This window comes from Aquimarina sp. RZ0, from assembly GCF_008370685.1.
Classification (GTDB): Bacteria; Bacteroidota; Bacteroidia; order Flavobacteriales; family Flavobacteriaceae; genus Aquimarina.
The window spans coordinates 1-25,483 of record NZ_VTZU01000093.1; the positions used below are offsets into that span (position 1 = coordinate 1).

Annotated in this window: 17 protein-coding genes and 2 pseudogenes; 10 read left to right on the forward strand and 9 right to left on the reverse strand. The window is 32.1% G+C overall.

Going from position 1 to position 25,483, the window contains the following annotated elements:
• Positions 1 to 112 precede the first annotated feature (112 nt).
• The 4 genes and pseudogenes from F0000_RS23745 to F0000_RS23760 all read left to right on the forward strand — a co-directional run.
• Positions 113 to 292 (forward strand): annotated as a pseudogene (locus F0000_RS23745) (transposase); the annotation flags it as partial.
• 127 nt (positions 293 to 419) lie between these two features.
• Entirely contained in the window at positions 420 to 1,145 is a 726-nt protein-coding gene (locus tag F0000_RS23750) for a transposase (protein ID WP_188112257.1), read from the forward strand.
• Entirely contained in the window at positions 1,109 to 1,657 is a 549-nt protein-coding gene (locus F0000_RS23755; protein WP_188112258.1) for a transposase, read from the forward strand. The genes F0000_RS23750 and F0000_RS23755 overlap by 37 nt, the downstream gene beginning before the upstream one ends.
• Before the next feature lie 142 nt (positions 1,658 to 1,799).
• On the forward strand, positions 1,800 to 2,636 hold the full coding sequence (locus F0000_RS23760) for a hypothetical protein (RefSeq protein WP_149627220.1): 837 nt from the start codon (positions 1,800 to 1,802) through the stop codon (positions 2,634 to 2,636).
• A gap of 1,076 nt (positions 2,637 to 3,712) precedes the next feature.
• Here the strand turns inward: F0000_RS23760 and F0000_RS23765 are convergent.
• Positions 3,713 to 3,964: pseudogene (locus F0000_RS23765) on the reverse strand (hypothetical protein); the annotation flags it as partial.
• 224 nt (positions 3,965 to 4,188) lie between these two features.
• Between F0000_RS23765 and F0000_RS23770 the strand changes: the two are divergent.
• Both F0000_RS23770 and F0000_RS23775 read left to right on the forward strand, forming a co-directional pair.
• Positions 4,189 to 4,347 (forward strand): YqaE/Pmp3 family membrane protein, encoded by a 159-nt coding sequence (locus F0000_RS23770; RefSeq protein WP_149627222.1) that lies wholly within the window; start codon positions 4,189 to 4,191, stop codon positions 4,345 to 4,347.
• An 8-nt stretch (positions 4,348 to 4,355) separates the two neighbouring features.
• Entirely contained in the window at positions 4,356 to 5,114 is a 759-nt protein-coding gene (locus F0000_RS23775) for a hypothetical protein (protein ID WP_149627223.1), read from the forward strand.
• Positions 5,115 to 5,567: 453 nt separating this feature from the next.
• On the opposite strand, the gene F0000_RS23780 is transcribed toward F0000_RS23775, so the two are convergent.
• Positions 5,568 to 7,307 (reverse strand): choice-of-anchor J domain-containing protein, encoded by a 1,740-nt coding sequence (locus tag F0000_RS23780; protein WP_149627224.1) that lies wholly within the window; start codon positions 7,305 to 7,307, stop codon positions 5,568 to 5,570.
• A 444-nt stretch (positions 7,308 to 7,751) separates the two neighbouring features.
• Here F0000_RS23780 and F0000_RS23785 point away from each other — a divergent pair, with 444 nt between their 5' ends.
• A complete protein-coding gene (locus F0000_RS23785) occupies positions 7,752 to 9,482 on the forward strand; it encodes a tetratricopeptide repeat protein (protein ID WP_149627225.1) in 1,731 nt (576 codons plus the stop codon).
• 118 nt (positions 9,483 to 9,600) lie between these two features.
• The gene (gene lipB / locus F0000_RS23790; protein WP_149627226.1) at positions 9,601 to 10,317 is read left to right on the forward strand and encodes a lipoyl(octanoyl) transferase LipB; all 717 of its coding nucleotides are present in this window, start codon (positions 9,601 to 9,603) and stop codon (positions 10,315 to 10,317) included.
• Between the two features lie 87 nt (positions 10,318 to 10,404).
• Here lipB and F0000_RS23795 read toward each other — a convergent pair whose 3' ends face one another.
• The 6 genes from F0000_RS23795 to F0000_RS23820 form a co-directional block, all read right to left on the reverse strand.
• Positions 10,405 to 12,663 carry a reprolysin-like metallopeptidase gene (locus F0000_RS23795; protein WP_149627227.1) on the reverse strand — a complete coding sequence of 753 codons (2,259 nt, stop codon included), beginning with the start codon at positions 12,661 to 12,663 and terminating at the stop codon, positions 10,405 to 10,407.
• A 743-nt stretch (positions 12,664 to 13,406) separates the two neighbouring features.
• The gene (locus tag F0000_RS23800; RefSeq protein WP_149627228.1) at positions 13,407 to 14,441 is read right to left on the reverse strand and encodes a hypothetical protein; all 1,035 of its coding nucleotides are present in this window, start codon (positions 14,439 to 14,441) and stop codon (positions 13,407 to 13,409) included.
• Between the two features lie 28 nt (positions 14,442 to 14,469).
• On the reverse strand, positions 14,470 to 14,955 hold the full coding sequence (locus F0000_RS23805) for a T9SS type A sorting domain-containing protein (protein WP_149627229.1): 486 nt from the start codon (positions 14,953 to 14,955) through the stop codon (positions 14,470 to 14,472).
• A gap of 107 nt (positions 14,956 to 15,062) precedes the next feature.
• Positions 15,063 to 15,578 carry a hypothetical protein gene (locus tag F0000_RS23810; RefSeq protein ID WP_149627230.1) on the reverse strand — a complete coding sequence of 172 codons (516 nt, stop codon included), beginning with the start codon at positions 15,576 to 15,578 and terminating at the stop codon, positions 15,063 to 15,065.
• A gap of 93 nt (positions 15,579 to 15,671) precedes the next feature.
• Positions 15,672 to 18,140 carry a ribonuclease HII gene (locus F0000_RS23815; protein WP_149627231.1) on the reverse strand — a complete coding sequence of 823 codons (2,469 nt, stop codon included), beginning with the start codon at positions 18,138 to 18,140 and terminating at the stop codon, positions 15,672 to 15,674.
• Between the two features lie 108 nt (positions 18,141 to 18,248).
• Complete coding sequence (locus tag F0000_RS23820) at positions 18,249 to 18,851, reverse strand: ribonuclease HII (protein ID WP_149627232.1); 603 nt, start codon at positions 18,849 to 18,851, stop codon at positions 18,249 to 18,251.
• Positions 18,852 to 18,988: 137 nt separating this feature from the next.
• Between F0000_RS23820 and F0000_RS23825 the strand changes: the two genes are divergently transcribed.
• Entirely contained in the window at positions 18,989 to 21,049 is a 2,061-nt protein-coding gene (locus tag F0000_RS23825) for a putative porin (protein ID WP_149627233.1), read from the forward strand.
• 409 nt (positions 21,050 to 21,458) lie between these two features.
• Positions 21,459 to 23,759, forward strand: a complete 2,301-nt coding sequence (locus F0000_RS23830; protein WP_149627234.1) for an FdhF/YdeP family oxidoreductase — start codon at positions 21,459 to 21,461, stop codon at positions 23,757 to 23,759.
• Between the two features lie 672 nt (positions 23,760 to 24,431).
• On the opposite strand, the gene F0000_RS23835 is transcribed toward F0000_RS23830, so the two are convergent.
• Positions 24,432 to 24,947, reverse strand: coding sequence for a hypothetical protein (locus F0000_RS23835; protein WP_149627235.1), 516 nt, complete (start codon positions 24,945 to 24,947; stop codon positions 24,432 to 24,434).
• Between the last annotated feature and the right edge of the window lie 536 nt (positions 24,948 to 25,483).

Here is a 25,483-nt window from a genome sequence, read left to right on the forward strand (position 1 = left end):
CTACCTCGATCAAAAAAGAAAACTAGGACTAGTGAAAAGAATTAGAAAACAAATTGATAAATTTGGATTAACTAATGATGATTTGCAAATAACTGTAAATCAGTAGTGTAATTTTACGTTAGTCAGAGTGAAAAAACAATTATGGGGAGGCGAATTTTGGGGCAAGGGGTATTTTGTTAATACAGTTGGTCAACATGGCACAGAACAAATGATAGCAAAATATGTCAAAAATCGAGGGATTGAAGAAGAGTATAAGGTTTTGAAAAAAGATAATCAGCTAAAATTATTTTAATGCCTCGTGGGCTTGCCCCGAGGATTATTTACTCGTCAAAGAATCAACTCTTGCAACTAAATCAGATAGCAATGCTATAGAGATCACCTACAAAAGAGAGCAACACATAAAATCAAAGCAGCAACCTGTGAGAGCTGCACTTGCTGCGCATCTTCCAAGAGTAGAAGAAACTATAGAACCAGAAAAGCTACCTATTGGCGCAAAGAAGATTGGAGAAGAAATCACAGAAGTACTGGAATATAACCCTTCTAGTATTTTTGTTAGAAAAATCATACGTTCTAAATACGTAGTACCAGAAGAACAAAAAATAGTGATTGGATCACTTCCTTTACTACCTATCCCAAAAGGAAATGCAGGTGCTGGATTACTATCTCAAATTCTAGTCAATAAGTTTTGTTATCACCTTCCTTTCTATAGACAACAACAAATTTTTAAAAGTCAAGTCGTAGTCCTTAGTGAAGCTACTATATGTGGATGGTTTAATGCCAGTACCAGATTATTAGTTCCTTTATATGATTGTTTGCAAAAACAAATACTACAAAGTAACTACTTACAGATCGATGAAAGTCCAATAGGCGTTCAGGATACTCATAAAACTGCTGCCAAGTCAAAACGAAGAAAAAGAAAACTCCATATGGGGTACCACTGGGTACATCATGCCCCTATAGAAGGCTTGGCGTTGTTTAAATATAATCCTAGTCGATCAAAAAAAGTTCCAGAAACAATGTTACAAGAGTATAACGGAACTATACAAACAGATGGATATTCTGGATATTTAAATCGACCACCAAAGGAAGTATACAACTATTGGCCTGTATGGCACATGCCAGACGCTATTTTGAGAAAGCACTAGATAATGATGCCTCTAGAGCCAGTTATGCATTGGAACAAATCCAAAAGCTGTATGCCATAGAGCGTAAATCAAGAGAACGAAATGTGAAACCAGAAACTAGACTGCGCTACCGAAAACTATATGCAGTTCCTATTTTAACAACATTAGAGGTTTGGTTACAAGAGCAGACACTTCAGGTACTTCCTAAAAGTGGGATTGGTAAAGCAATCTCTTACACTCTTAAGTTATGGGCCAAACTGGTAGCATATACTAGTGATGATCGCTATGAAATAGATAACAATCGTATTGAGAATACCATCAGACCCTTGGCACTAGGCAGAAAGAATTATCTATTTGCAGGATCACATCAGGCTGCTCAAAAAGCAGTCATGTTATATTCTTTCTTTGGAACTTGCAAGATTAACAATGTAGATCCCTACACCTGGCTGAAAGATATTTTGGAAAGAATCCCAGAGCACAAGGCTAATAAACTAGTAGAACTACTTCCGAATAACTGGACTAGCTCTAACTAAATAGCCCCAAAATTAATCTTGATTTCATAAAAGCAGTGCTTTTTTGAGGGTATCCTTATCTCTAAAATGTCTTCATATTATAAATCAAGTACACTATAATGTGAATTAGAGTATGCTGCTTACATATTAAAAATAAAAAACTATGAGATTACCTAGATATGGTGAAGTTAGTATTGAAAAAGCTTATGAAATCATCTGTAAAACTAGGGTTAATTCAGGAAGCACCTTAATTCCCAATATATCGGAAGATTCGAAATCAATAGAAAAAAAACTATCGCCTTATGGTTTTGATATTCATTCAAATCAAAAACAAAAAAATACGAGTGGTCGAGGGGCAAAAAAAGGAAAACCATTTACAACTCATAATGAAGTAAATGTACCAGATGGTGTGAGTGCTGAATCTGTTTTTGAAGCTCTTGAAGATTTTGTAGAAATTTTTATGGGACATTTTCATCAAGATGTTAAATGGGATGGGGATGGTTTAAATTTTACTTTAAGTCATCAACCCTTTTTTTTTCAACCGGGAGTACCTAGAAATTTAGAAATCAGTGGCAATATTAATGAATTGAGGCCAAATCATCATATTCTAGTAGAAGAACGTTACAAGAATAGAGAATTTGCATCTCAAGATCATTTTACCATTTTTAGAGTTATGCCTCGTAATGGAAAGCTGATTGCTATGGCTAATAATGTGCTACCTGGCATTAAAACTAATTTAGCAACATCAATTCCTTTAAAAACAGCTGCAAAATATGATTACGTATTTAGAGTTAATAAATTATTGAATAAATGGATGGAATTAGCTGTTGAAATTGAAAACAAAAAAACAAAAAAACAAAAAACAACTGCTGCACAGGCATCATCTGAACTTAAGTCAAGTACCCACGGAATTCGTGATAAGTATCAAAAAGTAGGGCTAGTTGAGGAAAGAAAACCCTCTAAGATCCCAAAAAATAGGACAGCCTCACCTATAAGATAGCAAATTGACCTCATAATAAGGAAGTATAAGATTCACATTATAATGTACTTGATTATACTATATATAAGTAAGTCCGTAGCAGTGCACATTACCATAGGCTTACGAAGCAACGATTGTAATCGTAAAACAGTCTTAGAATGTGACTCTTTACGAATCATAGAACGTAGTTGTGATGAAGTCTCTAATACCTCAAATGATATGTGTTTACCCATATTGAAATATACGAAATATTATCTCGCAAATGTTATATCTATGATTATCAGTTGTGTGAATTGTAAAAGCACAATATAAGAACAAAATATATCATAAATATCAAATTGGTGGACGATGATTTATTATATATAATATCGTGGAAAATAAATTATAGAATCACTTTTCGGTGTTCTATGGAAATCTTCATGAGAATGATTAATGAACTATCTTGAGGCGGTATCTAGGGTAGTTCATTTATTATTTTTTTCAGGCATGGGATTCCATGACCCCTTTGCGTTCATTTTCTCCGTTTTTTAAACGTATTATACGATTTATAACTAAAAATTTCGCATATTCATCGTTTCTTTTTCCTTTCTACTTCGTTTAAAAAATAAACCGTAGCTATAGCTATGCTTGATTTTTTTGCCTTGCATAAAGAAAAAATAATTCAATGAATTTATACGAATTTTTTAATCACAAATCGTATTAGCAATATAGAAAGTTATTCAATTACAGAAAATAGTGTAATTGTTATTGAATGATTCATATTTACACTTCCATTTCAAATCCATAGTGGTTTATTCATTTTTTTGTTCTACTATTATAGCTCTTTATTTCAAGTTGACTCTAGCCGTTAAATCTATTTGTCAGTATTATAGACACAAGATCGATTTTGTAGCTCGAATATCTCATTTATTATATTCTTGATGTTTGCGTTTTGTGAACTATTTACTATGCGTCTTGCTCTATTTCTATTATAATTAGGAATAATTACTTAAAAAATAGAAAATTAAGATAATCAAAATAAAAAACATAATACCTCCGTATAATCTTATTTTATCGGGTAAATCACTTTTATATATTTTATCTGAAGTTTCGCACCCTCAATTTATGCTTATTGTTGGTTGTTTTATTGGTTTCAGGAAATTAAATTCTTCGATGTTTGTTATTATTTTGGTGATGGTCAGTTCTATATCAAGATTATCAACGATCAATTCCAAAACAGCTATTATTTGCATTACTATCCTTAGTATCCTTTGGTTTAATTTATATTTAATGTATCGTTGTTTAAGTTCCCTGAAGAGCCCTCCAATAGTTTCATAGGCTTCCATTCGGTATCGTATACTGGTTATAATTGTTATTATTTGTGTTGTCAATATAACCTGAAAACGTATACTGGGAACAAAGCGAATGAAAGCTAATAAAAACAGTTATAAGTAGCATATGTTTTAAACACTTCATAGAATAAAGCCTGAGATTTTTGGAAACCCTCCTAAGATAAAAATAATTTTAAGATAGATGTGTAACATAATAGGGTATAAGACTACTTATAATTGTATTATTTAATTTATTTTTGTTTATGAGTATTTGGAGAGTTTTGTTATCGATTTTTTTTCCGCCACTGGCAGTATTGGATAAAGGTTGTGGATCTGTTATAATCGTACTTTTATTAACCTTGTGTGGGTGGGTTCCTGGTGTAATAGCAGCATTGGTGATTATTAACAACCCTAATAAATAATATACATTATGAAAAAAGTATTCCTGTTGGTACAGGTATTGTTGGTCTTGATACTATTAATTAGTTGTCAATTTTCTGAGGATTTATATATAAATGATGATGGTACAGGAAAGATATCTTTTAATTTTGATGGTTCTGAAATTATGCAAATGGGAGGTGATAAAGTGACACAAGGAAAAGAGGAGGTTATAGATTCTTTGATTGTATTTAAAGATTTTCTGGAAGAGAAAAAGGATAGTATTGCCAAATTACCTTTAGAGCAGCAAGAGAAAATAAAAAAGCTAGAGAGTTTTAAGATGCATATGATGATGAATCCACAGTCTAAAGAAATGAAATTTGATCTTTTTTCTGAATTCAAGAAAGTCGCTGAACTGGGTGATTTGTTTAGTAATTTTAAAACAGCTTCTGCTATTGGCTCACCAACACCAACTGGCCCATCCGCAGGAGGTGATCCACTTGCCGTTTCTGATGGAGAAGATCCGACAAAAGTGGTGTATTATTTTGAGAAAAATAAATTTAAGAGAACCACAGAAATTCTGGATAATGAGAAATTAAAACAAAGCCTTGATAGCTTAGAGCAAGTAAAAATGTTTCTGGCAAATTCGAGATATAAAATTAATTATCACTTCCCTAAAAAAATTAAAAATATATCTTCGGATAAAGCACTGTTTAGCCAAGATGGGAAAAGCTTTACACTAGAGGTTGGTTTCTTAGAGTATATGGAAAACCCAAAAGTATTGGATGTAGAAGTAGAATTAGAAAAATAGAGTCTGTTATATGCTGGCAGTAATGATAAATAAGTATCGCGCAAACAGAAAACAAGCGAAAATATGTGTAAAATATTAGCATTTATATTTTTAGGATCTTAATTGGTTCTTATACCATTTCTCAAATAAAATCACCTACTGCAATCATTTCTTTTGGCTTCATACTTCGAAATAAAAAAAAACTTGATTCAGCTTACAGTGATTCCATTTATGAGCTGGTATTATTTATAGCATATAAGACATTTCTACGGTTAAATTTCAACCCATTTTCGGTTAAAAATAAAAGTCAAGAAGAGTTCATAATAATTGGGTTAAAAGATTATCAAAATGGGATCGTATATTTTGAAGTGGTTTAAACTTTTTGATTGGGGCGAAAATTGTGTCAAAAAGAGCGTTTTTATAACGAATTGAAAAAGTTTAAACCACTTCTTTATAAGTTTACATTAGCTCTCTTTATTTTATAATTATTTTTTTTACAGTACTGAGCCCATTATTTGTTGAAATTTTAAAAAGATATATTCCTGTTTTCCAGTTTTTAAGGTTTAAGTTAAAGACTTGCGAATTATTAATGACCTGATAAGTTGTTTGACCCAATAAATTGGATACGCTTATTTCTTCTATAATAGCATTCGATTTGATATTTATTTCATCGTTTGCAGGATTTGGATAAATTTGAAATACGTTTTCAGTGCTACTGTTATCATCTACAGAAAGCGTTATGTCTTCTTGTGTATACTCAATATTATCAACATAAAATGCCTCTCCGGTAATTCCTATACCGGCTTGCTCATGGACTATAGCAACTCTAATGGTTTTATTTATAAAAGGAGATAAGTCAATATTTTCAATTCGCTCCCATAAATTTATATCTTCTTCTCCTTTATAAGTTTTAATGACATTCCAGGTATCTGTTTCAAAATCATAAATGTTTATATGCACCTTTGAAAAGGTACCATTACCATCTGTATATCTCATGGCGAATCGAAAAAAGAGCCCACTATCTGGAACTGTTACCGGAGGAGCGATCATCCATTGGTACCCAGGAGCATTATAAGATATTCCTAATGCAGCTAAACCTTCATACTGGTTACCAGATTGTGTGTCTAAGGTAAAATAATTTTGGCTTGATATTAATTTTTTGCCATTTAAACCACCGTTTTTATCACGATTAGTTGCTATGGTTAAACAATCAATTTCATCGGTATGCCCTATATTTTCAAAGTCTTCAAAATAAGGGAATTCTGTGATTGGATCGCAGGCTGCTCTGTCTGTTTTGCTCATGATGAATCCGTGCCATAAACTTTCTTCTCCTTTACAATTAGCTCTAATGTATAAATCATACCAGGTAGACTCATTTAAGTTTGAAATTTTATAACTATTACCACTTACTTCAACTCTTGTCCCTGACCCAAGAGGCATTCCTCCATATACTGATTCGCCATATTCTATGGTGTACGATTCTGCATTTCCTTCCCATGTCAATTCGATGGTGCTTTCAGTAGAATTGAAAGATTCTAAATTAGAAGGTAAAGGACAGGACGAAAAATGAATGTCATCTATAACCCAGTATTCATTTTCAATTCCAGCATCATAAACAAAAGCAAAAAATACTTCTTGATCTACGTAAGAAGAAACATCTATGTTGAATATGCTAAATTCTTTAAAAGGAAAAAAAATGGCGTTTTCATCAATAGTGAGAAGAGTAGTATACGCAGATGTATCGAGGTAATCTTCATTTGTGCTGATCATTACTTTAAGTGTTTGTCCAGAATCGAGATAATTATCAGTTGCAAAGAATGAAAAATACTCTCCTGCGGGAACTTTTAATTTAGGAGATACCAGCCACCCTTCACCTCCGTCATCAGGAGTCATTATGGAATAAGTTCCATTAGAATCTAATCCATAAATGAATGGTTCTTGCCATACGCCTGTATTCGTTGGAGAAAAAGTATTCCAACCTGCTGGAGGAAAGGTGCCGGATTCAAAATCTTCAATAACAGTTGAATTTGTATTTATGTTTATTTTTTGTGGTTTGGATAGTGTATCTTTATTTGCATCGCTAAAAAAATCTGATACTCCTGGATTGTAGTAGTTTTCAGTATTTTGATTTTGTGATAACACCTTTGGATTATGCTGTGCAAATAAAGAACTTGTAAAGAGGGAAATAGCGATTAATGAGATGAGTTTTTTCATAGTGTGAAGCTTAGTTAAATTAATTATTCAAGTTTTTAGAGTTAATTTTTTTCTCTATTAGAAAAGATAAGTTTTGCTAATTTATAGGTTGTAAGGATGCTTTTTTCTATAGAGATAATGTGGTTGAGTCTATTTCAAAACTAATTGATGCCTAATTTCTAAAATATCCAGAAAACAAAGTGCTATACTAGCTATACTTCACCTACCCATTCAGTTTTTATAGCTTGGACAAATACAGGACAATTGAAAAATAACAACAACATATAACACTATTTATTCAAGTTTTTTTCAATTAGAAACAATGTGCCTACTTTTTGCTTAAATCTGAAAAGTTTCAATGAATTTACTAAGTAGCATTTTTTTGAAAATACTATTTTAAAAAGTCAAGCTGAGTTCATTGGATAAAAAAAATTAATTTTGTGATTGACCAACTAATTGCCATCCATGAGTACGTTTTATTACTTTTTATTTATAGTTATTTTATTTTTTAATAGTTCACGCAATTATGCTCAGGTAAATATTGAAATTGATAGCCTTGAATTAGCTCTGAAAAAAACAGAATATACTAAAGATAAGATTTCGATTTATTTAGAATTATCTACAAAATACATTGATAATAATTCAAGAAAAGCCTACGAATATGCCAAAGAAGCTTACGACTTATCTGTCGGATTAGATCATAGAGAAACAGCGTATAAGTCTGCAATAAAACTCTCAAATATTCATCTCAATCTTTCTGAGTTCATGCCAGCTATTTCTTATGCAAAAAAAGCAGAAAATTATGCCTTAGAGCAAGAGGATCATAAAAAAGTGGCAGATGCAAAGATTACTCTAGCCAATATTCACTTAGCATTATTTGATCTTGAAAAAAGTGTAGAACTGTATTATGAAAGTTTAACTTTATTTGAAGAAATAGGAAATAAAAAGGGCATATCAAGAGCTCTAAACGGGATTGGAATCGTGTATCATGATCAAGAAAATTATGACAAAGCGTTAGAGTTTTTTTTGAATTGTCATAGAGTAAATAAAGAATTAGGAGATGATACTGTTATCGCTGCAATATTAAATAACATTGCTTCCTGTTATAGCGGAAATAAACAGCATGGGAAAAGTATTCGTTATCAAAAAGAAGCTATTGAGATTAATAAAAGGTACAATAACAAATTTTGGGAATCTGTAGGGTATTATAATTTAGGTTCTAGTTATTTAAGCATGGGGGCTCGTGAAGAATCAATACGTTATTTCAAAAAATCGATCAAGATTGCTGAAGAAATAGAAGATTTTGAAACTATAGTAGATTGTAAAAATTCGCTAGCTCAATATTATTTTGAACTTAAAAAATTAGATAGTAGTATTTCAAATGCATTAAAAGCTTTCTCTATAGCAGATAAATATAATCTAAAACATGCCCAATCAGAAGCAGCAGAAATTTTGCATAAATCATACAAACAAAATAAAAACTTTGCCAATGCTTATAAATATGCAATTATTAAATCAGATCTAGTCGACAGTTTAAAAGTTGAAAAATCAGTTCAAAAAATAGCCAATCTTGAATTAAAATACCTTATTGAGAAAGAAGAACAAAAGTTTAGGTCAGAATTAAATAGAAAAAAGTCGGAACAAATTATTATAGGAATAGTTGGTCTTTTTTTACTTTTAACAATTACTACTTTTTTAGTAATGAGGCATAGTTATACCGTAAAAAAAATGAAGCTTGAAAAGAATCAAGTGGATAATGAGTTAAAATTGAGGAATAAAGAACTAGCACTTAATGTGATGACTTTACTTAAGAAAAATGATATGTTAACATCCATATCAAAAGAATTGAATGAGGTTAGAAGTGTTGTTACCAATAAAAATACAAAGTATACAATCAATAAAATTTCTAAAAAAATAAAGAGAAGTTCTAAAACTGAAATATGGAAAGAATTTGAATTAAGATTTAAAGAAGTTCATGTAGAGTTTTTTAAAAGATTGGCACAGCAATTTCCCGATTTAACACCAGGAGAACAAAGATTGTGCGCATTACTTAGGCTAAATTTATCATCAAAAGAAATAGGAGAGCTTACAGGGCAAAGTTTGAGTGCTCTAGAAAAAGCACGTTATCGATTAAGAAAAAAAATGAACCTCTCTAATTCAACAGTTAATTTGATTAATTATTTGTCAAACCTGTAATGTTAACTTTATAAAACCATTATAACTCTACCCGAAATTAGAGCAGTAAACTAAATTTAAAAATTACCTAAGTTTACTGTATTATAATACCTTCTTTTAATCTTATATCTTTGCAATGATGAATAAAGTAGTAGAGTTACAAGAATTAGGGCAGAGAGATTTTAAAGAAACCTGGGAGTATCAGGAAATTCTTTTTAAAGGAGTTTTAGATACAAAAATAAAGAACAGAAGAGAAGGTGCTAATCTGGAGACAGCTAATTATTTTCTTTTTGTAGAACATCCACATGTATATACATTAGGGAAGAGTGGTGATATTAGTAATCTATTGTTAAATGAAAAACAACTAGTAGAAAAGGATGCCACTTTTTATAAAATTAACCGTGGAGGAGATATTACATATCATGGACCCGGTCAAATTGTAGGATATCCCATTTTAGATTTGGACAATTTTTTTACAGATATTCATAAATACTTGCGTTTTCTGGAAGAAATGGTGATTCTTACATTAGCAGAATATGGTATCACAGGGGTAAGAAGTGATGGCGAAACAGGAGTTTGGCTAGATGTGGGAACTCCATTTGCCCGTAAAATTTGTGCTATGGGTGTTCGTGCAAGCAGGTGGGTAACTATGCACGGTTTTGCTTTTAATGTAAATGCAGATTTAGGGTATTTTGATAATATCATTCCTTGTGGGATTAATGATAAGGCTGTTACTTCTCTGCATGTCGAATTAGGAGTAGAGCAGCTTGATATTGAAGAAGTAAAAGAGAAGTTGTTAAAGCATTTTATATTGCTATTTGAAGCAAAACTGATAAGGCAGCAAAGCAATGCCTAAAGTTTATATTGAATAAAAAAACACTCCAATTTGTGAATGCAAATAGGAGTGTTTTTTTATTATTACTGTATTTAATAGATGGTATTACTACTTTTTGATAATACTATAGGTCGCTTGTATCTCATCACTTTTAATGGTCATAAAATACATGCCAGCACTCAAACTTGAGTAATCAAATGTTTCAGAAAAATGGTTAGTAGTTAGGTTTTTATAGATTTTTTGATCTACTAATTTACCTTGTAGAGTATGCAGTTGCATACTAATGTTTTCTGAAAAGTTAGCATCAAAAGATACATTAAAAATATCATAGGATGGATTTGGCCATAAACTAAAGTTTTTAAAGCTCACCTCATTTACACTTAATATACTTCCACGATTAATTTTGAAATTAGCGGCATTTACATTATAAAATATTGATCCAGATCCTATAACCATAATTCTGGCTCTTTCTATATCACCAACATTGGGAACTACAATTTCTTCACTACCGTCATTAGGAGTAGTTGATTTTAATACGGTAGTAAAGGTTTGACCACCATCAATTGATAACATAATATCTACTTCTTGAGCATTTACAGGGGCTTGATCAGTATTCGCAACATCCCAGGTAATCATTTCTGTAGTGCCACCTTCCCATTCTAACAATTCATTATCTTGAGAAGTAACTACAAATGGTCCAGAATCACCATCAATAGTAACCACCATATTATCACTAGCAGAACTAGCTCCATTTACGTAATTATCTCTTACAGTTAACCTAAAATTCATAGTTCTCGATACAGAAGGTACTACTTCCCATTCTGATGAAGAATTACCATCAAGTACGGTCGATAGTGTAGGCATATATCGATCACCAGAAACAGTTGAGGACAAAGATCTAAATGCAGGTCCTTTTGTAGAGGACGCAACTGGAGGCATAGGCGCCGGTTCAGGATCCATTTGTTCCCAGCAGTAGGTAAGATTATCTCCATCAGTGTCTGATCCATTACCTTTTAGAATAAACGGAGTAGAAGCAGGGAGTGTATAATCAGCACCTGCTTCTGCAGTTGGAGCTACATTATTAGTATCAGTTTTGGTACTACAAGTACCGCTTCCATTGGCAATGAAGTTCCACATTTCCTGAATACTGATTGCATGAAAATAAGTATCACCATTCCTTTGTACATTGGGAGAGCATATTCCTGCATACCCCATAATTGTCGAAGCACTTCCTGGTTCTACAGAAGCTCGCGATCTTTGACAATTATTGTTTTGTGTGTGGTTACCACCATATTGATGCCCCATTTCGTGAGCTACAAAATCCATATCAAAAGGATCTCCAATAGGTCTTCTTCCTCCGGTTACCCCGGATGCTTTGCTTCTGGAACAAGGGGATCCAAGTAAGGCAACACCACCACCACCGGTACTGAATACATGACCGATATCATAATTAGAAGATGTAATAATATCATCGCAAATTTGCTGGTTTTGATAAAGCATTTCTCCACCATCATTGTTACTGAAACCATCATTTTGAGCATCTAAGAAAATGATTTCGTCATTATTCGGTACGATAATCATGGTTAATGCGAGGTCTATTTCAAAAACTCCATTTACCCGAGTCATAGTAGTATTCATAGCAGAAAGAACGGCTTCTTTTTTTTCCTGATCAGATGCGTTATTATTAACCCCTTGGTTGTTAATATGGAATTGAGCATACTCTCCTGTACAAGCCAATGCAAGTCTGAAGGTTCTTAATTTTCCGTCATTAGCATTTTTTGTGATAGGTATAGCAGGGTTTGTAATAAACTGTTTTGTATAACTATCTTCTACAAGACAAGTAAATCCTTCTTCAAGAGCAGGCAGATCAGCCTTAGCATAACTTATATATTCTTTCTTGTCTTTTGTATATGGGTCGATAAAAATTGCACCGTGTTTCCCAGAAAATATCATTCCGTGAAAACCAATTTTTGATATACTAAATCTTGCAGTAGCAGTAGGATCATCTATTCCTTGTCCTACATAAGACTTTATATCTGGGAATTTATAACCTAATTCTTTACTAAGTACAGAAGCTTCAAAAATTTTAAATTTCTTAAGGATTCCATCTTTGGTAGGAAGTTCTAAAATAATATCAGATGTTTTCTGAAGTGATCTGGAAGGAGCATTTTTTAATACGGATTTCAATTTTTCTGTTTCCAGACTGAATAATTGAAATTTAGCGGGAGTAGTTTTCCTGACTTGTTTTTCTTTAGTTGAGGTTTTTTGTGAAGATACTGATTTCCAGATTTCGGTTCTTTGTTGGGCAAGGACTTTTGGACTCACCAATATTAAACATAAGATTAGTAGTGATAGGTTAGTTTTCATATGGTTTATGTATTATATTAAGATTAGTTGTCTTTTTTCAACAAAAAAATACAGGATTTAGTATTTGTTGATTTTACTTTAACAAAAAACTTAAGTTAATGTTAAATAGTTTTCGAAATTTTACTACAGTGTTATTTTTTTATTTTCGATTCAATAGTTTTCATCCCTGGACAAAAGGATTCATTAAACAAAAAACCGGAACATTTATATTCCGGTTTTTATGATGAACTGATCTTGAAAAGTAGTTTTAAAGCTAAAAAATATGGTTTATTGATATTGAAGATTACAAACTGTCAATTCGATTTTTGTAGTGTAGCGGAGAAAAATGTATCGAGACCTGATCAAAGGAGGTAGCATTGATTGCATCTCGATACACTGCTCTCCTCGGTCGCAGCACTCGATGGGACGTAGTGTCAGGCTTGTAAAAAAATGCAGGCATGCCATGTCGAGACATCCAATAAAAATTTTATCCAGTGTTTAACTGAAATAAGCAGAAAAATGGTATCAGAATGACCAAAGAATCACGAATGTTAAATTGATACAATATAGTAAGTTAAATAACATGTCAATGACAGTGTTTTGATAAATAGATAGTGTATCGAGAATAGGTTTTTAAACCCAAAGCGCTTGTTTTTGATACAAAATTCTTATCAGAATTTCAATAAAACAGACGCGCTTGGGATTAATCGAACTTTTGTTAATAGTAATATACAAAATGATTTTCGATACACGATTCTGATGTATTAATTGATTTTATATCCTTCGAACCAGCTACCGGTTCCATCAATTCTTACATCTATCGCTGGAGAGAAATTTCTAAGATTGACATATACTTCTTGCCCGACAGTAAGAAAATATATACCGCTAACATTGATTTTTACATCGTCTCCATCCACTATTTGAGTAAAATCGGTGCCCGTATCTATATTAAATTGAATTCTGAAAAAGGCATCTGTCACATTATTAGATTGTCTTACCACTGCTTGTAAATAGTAATACCCACTTTCTGGAACTACAAATCTTTTGGTCGTTGTATTAAACGCATTACGGGTGTCATAAGTTCGGATGTCCCAAATATCTGTTTCGATGGTGGTTCCTCCATCTAAATCTTTTACAGCAAAACCATTTCCTCGTACTTTAAATACGACTGGAGTAGTTATAGCTGTTGCATTATCAACATATGTTTTTACAGCTCTTTCTGTAGGAATAGCAGTATTGCTATTGCCTCCAAGAGTTTCATCTGTAGAGATTTCATTCGCAGAAGTACCGTTTTCTAGTTTTAGATCTCCATTCACATCTAGTTTGGCAGTTGGACTTCTATCAATACCTACATTGCCGGTATTTATGGTTTCGATATCATCACCATTAGAGAACCATCTGTTATCTCCTGATGTTATTGCATAGGGTACAGCCATTAATTCATTAGTGCCTATTTCTGAACCATTAAGTGATATGGTAACGTAAGAAGCAATTCCTCCCCAGGGTAAATTATCAAAATCTCCAGTGACGACTGTTCCATTTCCTATGAGTAGACTGAATATACCGCTTGAACTTGTATTTACTGTGTGATTTTCTACATAGCTGGCAGTAATGTCCGGAGCTCCAAATTTGATAGCAACCTGTATGTTGATAGGTTGCTCACTAATAGGTTCTCCACTAGCATTTTTGGCAACTCCTTGATAGTTAATGAAATTTTTCTGTGCGGATTGTGTAGATGCTACTAAGGAGATCAGTAGAAAAATGAATGTTATATAGTAATTATTAGGTGCTTTTTTCATGAGTTCTTAAATTTATTATGACGTTTGATTATTTTTTTACTACTTTAAATGTTCTGCTACGATTCAATGTTGGAATTGATATTGACAATACATAAAAACCTGGAGATAAAGAGCTGATATTAATTTGGTTTCCGAGCGTAGAACTATTCATTTCTTTGGTCATTACTCTTTGTCCATTACTGTTGAATAATGTTATGTTGTAAGTTGTTTTTATTGTGAATTTTATGTTTAAAAAATTGGCTGTGGGATTCGGATATAATGCAATAATATTGTCATCAGTTTCTATGTCTTCTATCGATAATATATTTTCTGATACTATTCCTGACCAAAATCCCTGATCTATCATGGATACATTAGAAAGTGTACCAATAAATGTTTCGCCAATAGTAAAAGAAAGAATATTAGAGGTGTTACTAAGGGTATTACCAGAATTAGCAAATACGCTGGTTTCTATCGATTGTGCGGGGCAATACATTGATAAACATAGTAATATAGATGCTAGAGTTGTTTTCATAATGTTTTTTTAGGATTAAGTTTTAATAAATCGCATACAATATGATCTGTGTATTTACAGATATGTAAATAGAAGGATGCGAGAAATCTAAAGGCTGTATTGAATGGCTAGTTTCTGAAAAGGTCATTAATATCAGACCCACTTACTGTTAGCTCATTATTTGCTGGATTTTCATCGTTATTAGCATCGTTGCCATCCGTTAAAATATCAGGATCATAGCTAATAATAATTTGGTAATCAGGAGGGAATTCACCTTCTCCAGGAGAAGCAGAAGACCAATTTCTGGTAAATGTTACTGTTTCTGTAGCTCCACTATTAAGGGTGGTGAAGTTTTTCTGACTTACTAAATCTCCAGGATTCCCTGAAGGTGTTCCCAGGTTTCTTTGATATAACAATATACTTTGTTGACCATCAGAAGAGGTAAACTCACGATCACCAATATTAGTGATTATTCCGGTGATGGTGGCAGTTCCTCTAAATTCATTAATACTATCTCTTTTGATCGAAAAATTTATAGAGGTAGCCTCAAGGTCAATAGTTCCCAGATTTATAACGTCATCAGATGGACATCCTGATACTATAAGTGCTAAAAGTAATAGAGGTAAAAATTGTAATGTTTTCATAATAATTTATATACGTTATTTCACATTAGTGAGATGTGTATATAAAAGGTCAACATTAAAAAGAAATAAAACTTCTGATGCTTCGTAATATGACTAATTGATTTGATAAATAAGAATACTATTGTCTTCTCCCTGAACCGTGAATTCCAGATTTGGATCTTTATCCATATTACCAAGACTTATTTTAGAATTACCATATACCGGGAAATTAGGGAATAGTTCTGCATTACTATCATATAAATAGACCTTGTTTGCTTGTATATCTGTGATTGAGACATATATTTTATTTTGGATATAAAATAATTGCGGTTTTGTATATACTCCAAAATCTAGTTCCAGTGTTTTTCCTTTTATGGATAATTTATTTTCGGATAAGGTGACTAATGTTTTATTAGTAGCTACCAGTGAGCTGTTTTCTTTTAAATCAATGTCTTGTAGCAAGATAGAACCATCAGAAGGGATCTGTATAAATTTACCATCTTTGGTGATGGATGTAAACTTATTCTGATATTGATTCCATTGATTTTGAGAGAAATTTATCTTTTCTTTGACACTTACGCGCTTTCTTCCTAACCGATCTAATATATTCAGTTTTCCATTTTCTTCTGATATCAGAATATAATCTTTACTTCCTATACGAATATGTTTTGGAGGAAGAATTATAGTAGTCTCAGTTCCTCTAAAACCAAAACCAGATACTATTTTTCCTTCTGCATCCAGCATGGTAAGTTCATTACCTTGCGTGATGACAATACGATAGCGTTTATTTTTGTCATAATCGAATAATGAAATTGGTTGCGTAATTGTTTTTTCGAACTTTTTAGGATATGAAGCAACATCTTTCCCGTTACGATCCAGAAGATATAATGTACTTTCTGTATTGAACAATAACTGATATCTTCCATTTTTATAAATATCAATTTGTTGGATATCACCTATAATAGCTCCGTTAATTTGTTTTTTCCAGAAGATCACACCTTTATCAGAGATTAAATAGAGGTTATTATCTGCGTCTTGTACTGCAACATCCATTCCTTTGGTTCTGTGGTTTTTTACCAGAGTAGGAGTAGTAAGCACCTTATTTTCTAATGTAGTCGCTGTTGTCTGCGTGACAGAAGTGGCAGCTCCTTTGGTAATGTTTTTCTGTAAAATCGAATGGATATGTGCAAAATTATTTTCCTTGATCACCTGCAAGGCGGCAATCTGATAACCTTTATCTTTAATTTCATCCCATTCTTTTTTATAAGACTCCTCTGTATTAGTATGTATATATTCTTTGAGGTTTTTAACAGTGCTGATCATCAGAATTGATGATTCATCTGATAACTTCTTTATGGTATTTGTATAATATTCCTGTTCTTGTAGTAATGTTTTATTTAGGATATTAGCTATCATTGTTTGCAATCCATTTCTAGAAGGAGAGAAAATTATTGCATCTTCATAAAGGATATAAAAATTAGTCTCCAGATCAGGTATAAGCGGAGTTAGGATCTTAGAAAAAGAATCAGAATTATCATAATTATAAATAGTAATTCCTCTAAAACTCTCTGATGTGGTGCCTGCCAATAATTCTGAAGTATTTTCTGGTTCTAGAGATGTCAATGAGAGCATAGTTTCATTTTCGAGAAAAATCATTCCTATTTCTGATACACCAGATAGAATCTCGTCTAAATCAGTAGGGATCGCTTCTATTTCTCTGTCCTGTGCTAGCGCCAGGTTTTTTTTGAAAATATCAAAATCATCGTAGGTATAAGATATAAAACCTTTAGCAGTAATAGGGGTTAATTTTGCTACTTGATTTTCTTGAGCCACCGTATTATCAAAAATACCGATGGTAGTTGATAATGAATCTTTTTCTATAGCAATTCCGTCTAGAAGTATCGAATTTTGTGTTATAGTTGCATCAGTAGAAATCCAACCACTAAAATTATCAATTCCTTTTGTAGAAGCATTAGGTAACAAAGAACTATGGATGTTCTTTAACTCTTTTCCATTAAGTAGGATTGAAACTGGATTTTCAGTATCAGAAACCTCATACGCTTTTTGTAAATCCGCACTGATCGAAACCTTGTTTTCCTGATTTCGTATCGCATTTTCAATCAATAGCTGAGAAGAAGATGCAATCAGTATACTGTCCTGCTGAGTAGCAAAAAACGTATTGTCATCTATTATTACTTTGTGAATTGTTTTATTAGAATAATTAATAGCTTCAATAGTTTTTTGATGTAAAGAATCTTTTTTGATGATAGAAGGGTCAAATTTTGAAATATATGTGAACTCAAAATCACTTTTACCAATTGGAGAGAAACACAACAAACCACTAGGTTGATGAATCTGATCTAATACAGGAAGGTTTTTGAAGTATTTGAAAAAAGCTACATTCCCATTGTTTTTTATGAAACTATTGTCTCTTAATAAATTTTTTGTTTGCTCCAGATTATTGATTTTCATTATTACTTGTGCATCCCGAGGGATGTAATCAATAAGAGTGGATGGTTTTTTAGTAGTAGTATTACAAGCTAAAACAATTGCGAATATGAGAAGTACAACTATTTTTTTCATGTGTTTCTTTTCCTTTTGATTCTTATTTTTATGAATATTATTAATTGGATAACTTTTTATTTGGGATACAATTGTTTTTATTAAAAATTCTTTTGAGGTCAAAGATAATTAATTGAACTCTAGCGAGTACTGTTCTGGTAATAATCTAAAACTTTTTCTGTGATATTTAGTAATTCCGTATTTACGAATAGCCTCTCTATGTTCTGCAGTAGGGTATCCTTTGTTTTTTTTCCAGTTATACATCGGAAATTCTTCATGAATTTTTTCCATAAACTCGTCTCTGTACGTTTTTGCTAATATCGACGCTGCTGCGATATTAAGATATTTACCATCTCCTTTAATAACACAGGTATATGGGATATCACGATAGGGCTTAAACCTATTCCCATCTACAGAAATATGTTCTGGTTGTGGGTCGAGTTGTTCAATAGATTGTTGCATTGCCAGTATAGATGCGTTGAGAATATTAATTTTATCAATCGCTTCCATGAAAATGTGTGTCACACCATAGGTGATACAACAGTCTTCTATAAGAGGGCGTAATGATTTTCTTTTGGCTTCGCTGAGTTTTTTAGAGTCGTTTAAGGTATTATTGCTAAAATTATCAGGAAGAATAATAGCTGCTGCAGTAACAGGTCCGGCCAAACAGCCACGACCAGCTTCATCAGTTCCGCATTCAATGAGATCTGGGTTTAATTTCAATTTGAGCATAATACGAAGATACTATATGAATATATTACGAGAAAACTATTTATAGAAATCAGTAAAAAAAAGTTATTATCAAACAAGCAATGCATATCATTTACTTTCGTTAAAAAAGTATATTTTTGCCACAGTTTATTATTTAGATGAGAAAGTACTTAGTATTTACAATTATACTTCTGATAGGATTCATGGTTTCTGCTCAGGAAGAGAATGAAGAAGGTCTGGAAGAAATACCTGAATTTAGTAAAAAAACACCTGAGCCCGCTCGAGAATTTACTAAAAAGAAAGGAAAAGAAAAACCTCCAATTTCGGATTATAAAATTATCAATATACATAATGATACTACTTTTGTAGATACTACCTTAACCATCCGAAGGGATTATAATTTTAATTATCTGCGTAAAGATGATTTTGGGTTACAGCCTATAAATAATGTAGGGCAAACCTATAACAGTTTGGTGAAGGTAGAGGAATATGATCACCTGCTTCCACTTTTTGGAGCCAGAGCCAGACATTTTAATTTTATGGAGGCAGAAGATATTAATTATTATCAGGTTCCTACACCATTAACAGAATTATATTTCAAAACAACTTTTGAGCAAGGACAGCAACTAGACGCTTTTATTACTATAAATACGTCTCCCAGATTTAATCTTTCTGTTGCCTATAAAGGAGTTCGCTCTCTTGGGAAATATCAGAATGCACTTACCAGTACGGGTAATTTTAGATCTACAGCAAGCTATTTCACAAAAAATGATAGATATAAAATCAAAGCACATTTTGTGACTCAGGATTTGTTAAATGAAGAAAACGGTGGTTTGTCTTTTGTCCCGCCCACAGATGTAATTGGTGGTTTATCAGGTATTGAGCAATATCTGACATTGGATCCGGAAGAACAAGATGATTTTAAAGATAGAGGATCGATTACCGTAAATTTTGAAGATGCAGAAAGTATTCTATTAGGGAAAAGATTTTACCTACATCATCAATATGCTATTATTAATAAAAAAGATAGTAGTACAACAGCGTTGTCTGTTGGTCATATATTGGATATCACTGATAAATCGTTTCAATTTGATCAAGCAACTGCCAATGCTCTTTTTGGAGAATCTTTTCAGGCAAGTGCATTAAGTGATAAAGTTTCTTTAGAAGATTTTACCAATCAGGTTTTTATAGATTTTCATAATCCCTGGGTAGGTAATCTTAACATTAATGTTGGTACATCAAACTATAATTATGGATATAATTCGATTCTTAGACAGATCGATGATCTTTCTGGAGAAGAAACAAATATTACGAATAGAATTAAAGGAGATATTTATTCTGTAGGAGCCTCTTATAATAAAAATTATAAAGGATTTCAATTGTCAGCGAATGCTAGGTCTATACTATCTGGGGGTTTTGGAGGTAATTATTTAAACGCTGCCGCAGGGTATCATCTTAATAGCAAGTACGGAGCAAGTGTAAGTATACATAGCAATTCTGTAGCACCTAATTATAATTTTTTATTGTATCAGAGTAATTATGAAAATTATAATTGGCAAAATTTTAATAACGAAAATGAAGAGGATAATTTTAAAAACATAGAAACTCAGAAAATACAGTTTAATATCAACGCCAAAAAGTTTGCAAATCTCGAAGCGAGTTATACTAAAATTGATAATTATACGTACTTCACAAAAAATACGGACTCAATAACAGTGCCATTACAATTTGATAGAAATGTTGATTTGTTGAAACTCAAATTGTCACAGACATTAAATTTTGGGTGGATAGGTATAGATAATACAGTACTTTACCAGGATGTGTCCAAAGGCGATGAAGTATATAATGTACCCAAAATTGTAACAAGAAACAGTATCTATTATCAGGATCATTGGTTTAAGAAGGCATTGTTTTTGCAAACCGGAGTTACTTTCAAATACTATTCGCAGTATACAGCCGATGGTTATGATCCAGTGTTATCAGAATTTTATGTTCAGAGTGAAGCTGAGTCTGCATTTTTTGAACAAGAAAATCATACTTTTGGAGGTTTCCCCCAATTCGATATTTTTATCAATGCCAAAATCAGGCAAACCCGCCTTTATTTTAAGGTAGAGAACTTTGGAGAAGCTTTTCATCAAAACAACGAATTTTCTGCCCCTGGATATGCACCAAGAGATGCTGTAATTCGTTTTGGTCTTGTTTGGAATTTCTTTTTATAAATTTACGATATAAAGAACAAATTTTATGGTTAGGATATTTAGGGTGTATTGTTGATTATGTGCTCATTAGATCCCGAATAATGAAAAGCTTCTTAATTTTTTTGATGATTTATTACTTTCTTCCATGTGCGCTCGTTAGGGTAATTTTGAATTAGAAATTGTATAAAGTGTTTAATTTATATTGATGATTAACTGCTACCTTTGGCTCAATTTTGATTATTTATTAGTTTTTATAATAAGAACTACTCAAGATGAGTTCTAAGTGAAAAAGAAGTTGTGTATACAATTTAGCGTTACTATAGTTGTTTTTATAAAATATAATGTTGTTAGTATGTTGAGAAACAATTTTTAGCTGTATTAGGTTTTCTAATGAATAATTATGTTTAATATTCTCCAATGATATAAGATAATGAGTGATACTAAAAAGCGAAACATTTCTGTTTTAGGCCCTGATGAATTTACAGGAATCAAATTGCAAAAACCAGCAGAATATGCCGCAGGACTTCCTGCGGTGAAGGTTGCACTTCAACACGCATTTAAAGAAATGGGAGTAGTAAAATCCTTGACTACCTTATCTCATATGAATCAAAAAGATGGTTTTGATTGCCCTGGATGTGCTTGGCCAGATCCAGAAAAGCCTTCAAAATTAGGAGAATATTGTGAAAATGGAGCAAAAGCATTGGCAGAAGAAGCTACCAATAAAAGAGTAAACAGAGACTTTTTTGCTAGATATTCTGTAGAAGAACTTTCGAATTGGTCAGATTATCAGATCGGAAAAAGCGGAAGATTAACAGAGCCTATGGTGTTAAGACCAGATAGTATCCATTATGAAAACATCTCGTGGGAAGAAGCTTACGAATTAATAGCCGAAGAATTGCATAAATTAGAGAATCCGGATCAGGGAGTGTTTTATACTTCAGGAAGATCTAGTAATGAAGCAGCTTTTTTATACGGCTTATTTGTTCGGGCATTCGGGACCAATAATATGCCAGATTGTTCTAATATGTGCCATGAATCTAGTGGTGTAGCTTTGAATGAAACACTTGGTATTGGTAAAGGGTCAGTAAAACTAGAAGATTTTGATGAATCAGAACTAGTGATGGTTATTGGGCAGAACCCAGGAACAAACCACCCCAGAATGTTATCTGCTTTACAAAAATGTAAAGAAAATGGAGGAAAAGTAGTCAGTATTAATCCTTTGGAAGAAGCTGGATTGATAAGATTTAAAAATCCTCAGGAGATAAAAGGAGTGCTGGCAGGAGGAGAATCACTAACAGATATTCACCTACAAGTAAAAATAAATCAAGACGTTTCATTACTAAAAGTGATTTTAAAAAAACTATCTGTTTTAGATAGAGAAAAAGGAAATGTTTTTGATCATGAATTTATACAAACGTATACAGATGGGCTTGAGAATCTTTTAGAGGATTTAGAAAAGTATTCAGAACAGGAATTGTTACAACTATGCGGGGTAGAAGAACACTTGGTAAATCAGGTAGTTGAACTTCTGGAAAAACGTAATAAAATAATTATATGTTGGGCAATGGGATTAACTCAGCATAAAAATGGAGTAGATAATATCAAAGAATGTGTAAACCTACTGTTATTAAAAGGTAGTTTGGGAAAACCTGGGGCAGGCACCTGTCCAGTACGTGGGCATAGTAATGTACAAGGAGATCGAACTGTTGGGATTATGCACCATGTTTCTAAAGAATTGAATGCCTCTATAAAAGAAACTTTTGGCTTTTCACCTCCAGATAAAGAAGGGTTGGATACGGTGCATTCAATACAAGCGATGTATGAAAAAAAAGCAAAGGTTTTTATAGCTTTAGGAGGAAATTTTTTATGCGCTGCTTCTGATACAGAATATACAGCTCAGGGATTACAGAATTGTGAACTAACAGTAAATATAAGTACTAAGTTAAATAGAACACATTTAGTTACTGGCAAAACAGCCTTAATATTGCCTACACTCGGACGCTCTGAACTGGATAAGAAAGATGGAAAACCTAGATATTTTACTGTAGAAAATAGTATGGGAAAAGTACATCAATCAAAAGGGTTGCTACAACCCGCTTCTGGGAATCTTGTGAGTGAACCAGAAATTATCGGTGGTATTGCAAATGCATATTTTAAAGGAGGGCACCCTGTAGATTGGAAAAATTTAAGTGCAGATTATAATTTAATCAGAAAAAAGCTGGAGCAAGTTATTAATGGTTTTAAAGGGGTTAATGACAAATCAAAAGGATCGGGGTTTTATCTGCCTAATAATGTGAGAGATCTTGATTTTAGCAAATTACCAAATGGGAAAGCACAGTTTAGTATCTGTAATCTTCCAGAACATAAGATAAGCGAACATGAGTTTATATTAATGACTATTCGTTCCCATGATCAATTTAATACTACTATTTACGGATTGAATGATCGGTATCGTGGGATTTATAACGAAAGAAGAGTTGTATTAATGAATATTCAGGATATGAATAAACTTGGGTTGAAGAAATTAGACGTTATTAATATGATTAGTAACTATGAAGGAATCGAAAGAAAAGCTGTAAACTTTTTAGTCATTGATTATAATATACCCAAAGGGAATATGGCGGCCTATTTTCCTGAGACAAATGTATTAGTGCCATATAATCATTTTGCAGATAAAAGCAATACGCCAATTAGTAAATCTATTATTGTCAGGGTGAAAAAGAGAGAATAAAAAATTGAGTAGTGATTATAAATTTTTAGATACAATTTGCTTAGGAATTGATGATTGATTCGATACAGTCATTTAGACCGGGATGAGCAATAAATTCTTACAAAAAAGCATACTTTAGTATAGGTTTCTACCTATTACCAGTCTCTTTTTTGTAAAAGATAAATCAAGCATAGCTGAACTACGGTTTATTTTTATTCTGAAACTAAAGTTAAGAAGACATTTTATTCTAGTAAACTACTTTGAGGCAAGTCTCTTTAGTATTTAAATCTCGATTATCGAGTAGGTTCAGAGGATAAAAGTGTTATTTATACTATTTGGTAGTACTTGCCTAAAACTAACAAGTTTTTGTGTTTAAAGATGCTTTAATAATATAATAATCAGATCAAGTACTATTTTTAGAATATAAATCATTGACTTTTAGTTTTTTTTAATAATAAAAGGGGTTCTTAAATTGAATTTTGAAAATCGGACTCATTTCCGTTTATATCATTTGATTTTAATTCGAGTTTTTTTATGTCAGAAATGGCAGTATAACCGTAAAATTCATTTTTAGGATAAGCTTTACAAGATTGTTTATGAAGCTAAGATGAAAAAAGTATATTTCATTTCAATCAATTCATAGAATAATTGAATAAACAGTATCAAGGTATTTGATTGTCAAAATGAGACAGATTAGTTTTTATAGTATCCTTCACTAAAATATTGATGATCGGTCTTAAAAAAGCTAAACGCATTGATATCTAATTTTTCATTAATAAGACTATTTTCTTTTATTGTAACTAAGACATCATATTGAAAATAAGCAGAGCTGTCCTCATAAGGTGTGATGGTGTAGGTTATGATTTCTCCTATACTAATGTTTTGCTCACCGATCGTTGGAGAAATATAAAATTCAGAAAGGTCGAATTCAACTTTTTTGAGGCTAAATCTGGAAATGCTGGTATTGGGAAGCTGTATTTTGATTTCTCCCTTGTCTTGAGGTACTCCGTCGAGAATATGAGGTTGTGTAATAGAGATAGAAAAGTTGCCCGAGAGGTCATAGTCAATTTCAGATAATGGAAATTTTGTAAGTAAAGCATTTTCTAAATTGATAGTTTCGTTTGATGGAGAATCATCATTGCTGCAAGATATATTCAATAAAATTATTATAAGGAATATGGCAAAGGTGATAAGAGTATTGGTTTTCATTGTGATATTGGTTTTATGTAAGGGCAAATGTAAAATTATAGTAGCTTATTGAGTACCCTGTTTTCAGGGAGAAAATGATTTTTTTTAATCTGTTTTTTTAGGGAGACACGGTTTTTTTGGTAAATACCTAGCGTTCAGACTTTTGTAAAATCTCAGAAAAAAGAGGCACTTCTTGCAGATTGAATCTTTAGTAAAAAGAATAGAATTATCAATTGAATAAAATTGATATCATGATTTTTTTTAAAGAAACTTTATGCTTTTACTCATTGGTATATATAATAAGGTGGTATTTTTTAAAAACAAATCCATGTTATTCTGAATACTCAATTAACTCAATACAATGTATACTTAATTTATGTAGTTTTTCAGGAGTGTTGAATTATAAGTAGTTTACTTTCAGGTGTTTATAATTATTTCAAAAAAAGGGTTTTAATTATGCTTGTTTAGTTGTAAAAAGGTTGTAGTTTTGCGGACTCAAAAAAACGGTTATTATATTTTTTTGTTACGTTCATTGTTTTGTTGTGCTTAGTTTAAGA

What these genes read in the sequence shown, in the direction of transcription:
- F0000_RS23755 (WP_188112258.1), top strand. Translation starts at nt 1,109, where the DNA reads ATGGCACATGCCAGACGCTATTTTGAGAAAGCACTAGATAATGATGCC.
- F0000_RS23760 (WP_149627220.1), top strand. Translation starts at nt 1,800, where the DNA reads ATGAGATTACCTAGATATGGTGAAGTTAGTATTGAAAAAGCTTATGAA.
- F0000_RS23770 (WP_149627222.1), top strand. Translation starts at nt 4,189, where the DNA reads ATGAGTATTTGGAGAGTTTTGTTATCGATTTTTTTTCCGCCACTGGCA.
- F0000_RS23775 (WP_149627223.1), top strand. Translation starts at nt 4,356, where the DNA reads ATGAAAAAAGTATTCCTGTTGGTACAGGTATTGTTGGTCTTGATACTA.
- F0000_RS23780 (WP_149627224.1), bottom strand. Translation starts at nt 7,307, where the DNA reads ATGAAAAAACTCATCTCATTAATCGCTATTTCCCTCTTTACAAGTTCT.
- F0000_RS23785 (WP_149627225.1), top strand. Translation starts at nt 7,752, where the DNA reads ATGAGTACGTTTTATTACTTTTTATTTATAGTTATTTTATTTTTTAAT.
- lipB (WP_149627226.1), top strand. Translation starts at nt 9,601, where the DNA reads ATGAATAAAGTAGTAGAGTTACAAGAATTAGGGCAGAGAGATTTTAAA.
- F0000_RS23795 (WP_149627227.1), bottom strand. Translation starts at nt 12,663, where the DNA reads ATGAAAACTAACCTATCACTACTAATCTTATGTTTAATATTGGTGAGT.
- F0000_RS23800 (WP_149627228.1), bottom strand. Translation starts at nt 14,441, where the DNA reads ATGAAAAAAGCACCTAATAATTACTATATAACATTCATTTTTCTACTG.
- F0000_RS23805 (WP_149627229.1), bottom strand. Translation starts at nt 14,955, where the DNA reads ATGAAAACAACTCTAGCATCTATATTACTATGTTTATCAATGTATTGC.
- F0000_RS23810 (WP_149627230.1), bottom strand. Translation starts at nt 15,578, where the DNA reads ATGAAAACATTACAATTTTTACCTCTATTACTTTTAGCACTTATAGTA.
- F0000_RS23815 (WP_149627231.1), bottom strand. Translation starts at nt 18,140, where the DNA reads ATGAAAAAAATAGTTGTACTTCTCATATTCGCAATTGTTTTAGCTTGT.
- F0000_RS23820 (WP_149627232.1), bottom strand. Translation starts at nt 18,851, where the DNA reads ATGCTCAAATTGAAATTAAACCCAGATCTCATTGAATGCGGAACTGAT.
- F0000_RS23825 (WP_149627233.1), top strand. Translation starts at nt 18,989, where the DNA reads ATGAGAAAGTACTTAGTATTTACAATTATACTTCTGATAGGATTCATG.
- F0000_RS23830 (WP_149627234.1), top strand. Translation starts at nt 21,459, where the DNA reads ATGAGTGATACTAAAAAGCGAAACATTTCTGTTTTAGGCCCTGATGAA.
- F0000_RS23835 (WP_149627235.1), bottom strand. Translation starts at nt 24,947, where the DNA reads ATGAAAACCAATACTCTTATCACCTTTGCCATATTCCTTATAATAATT.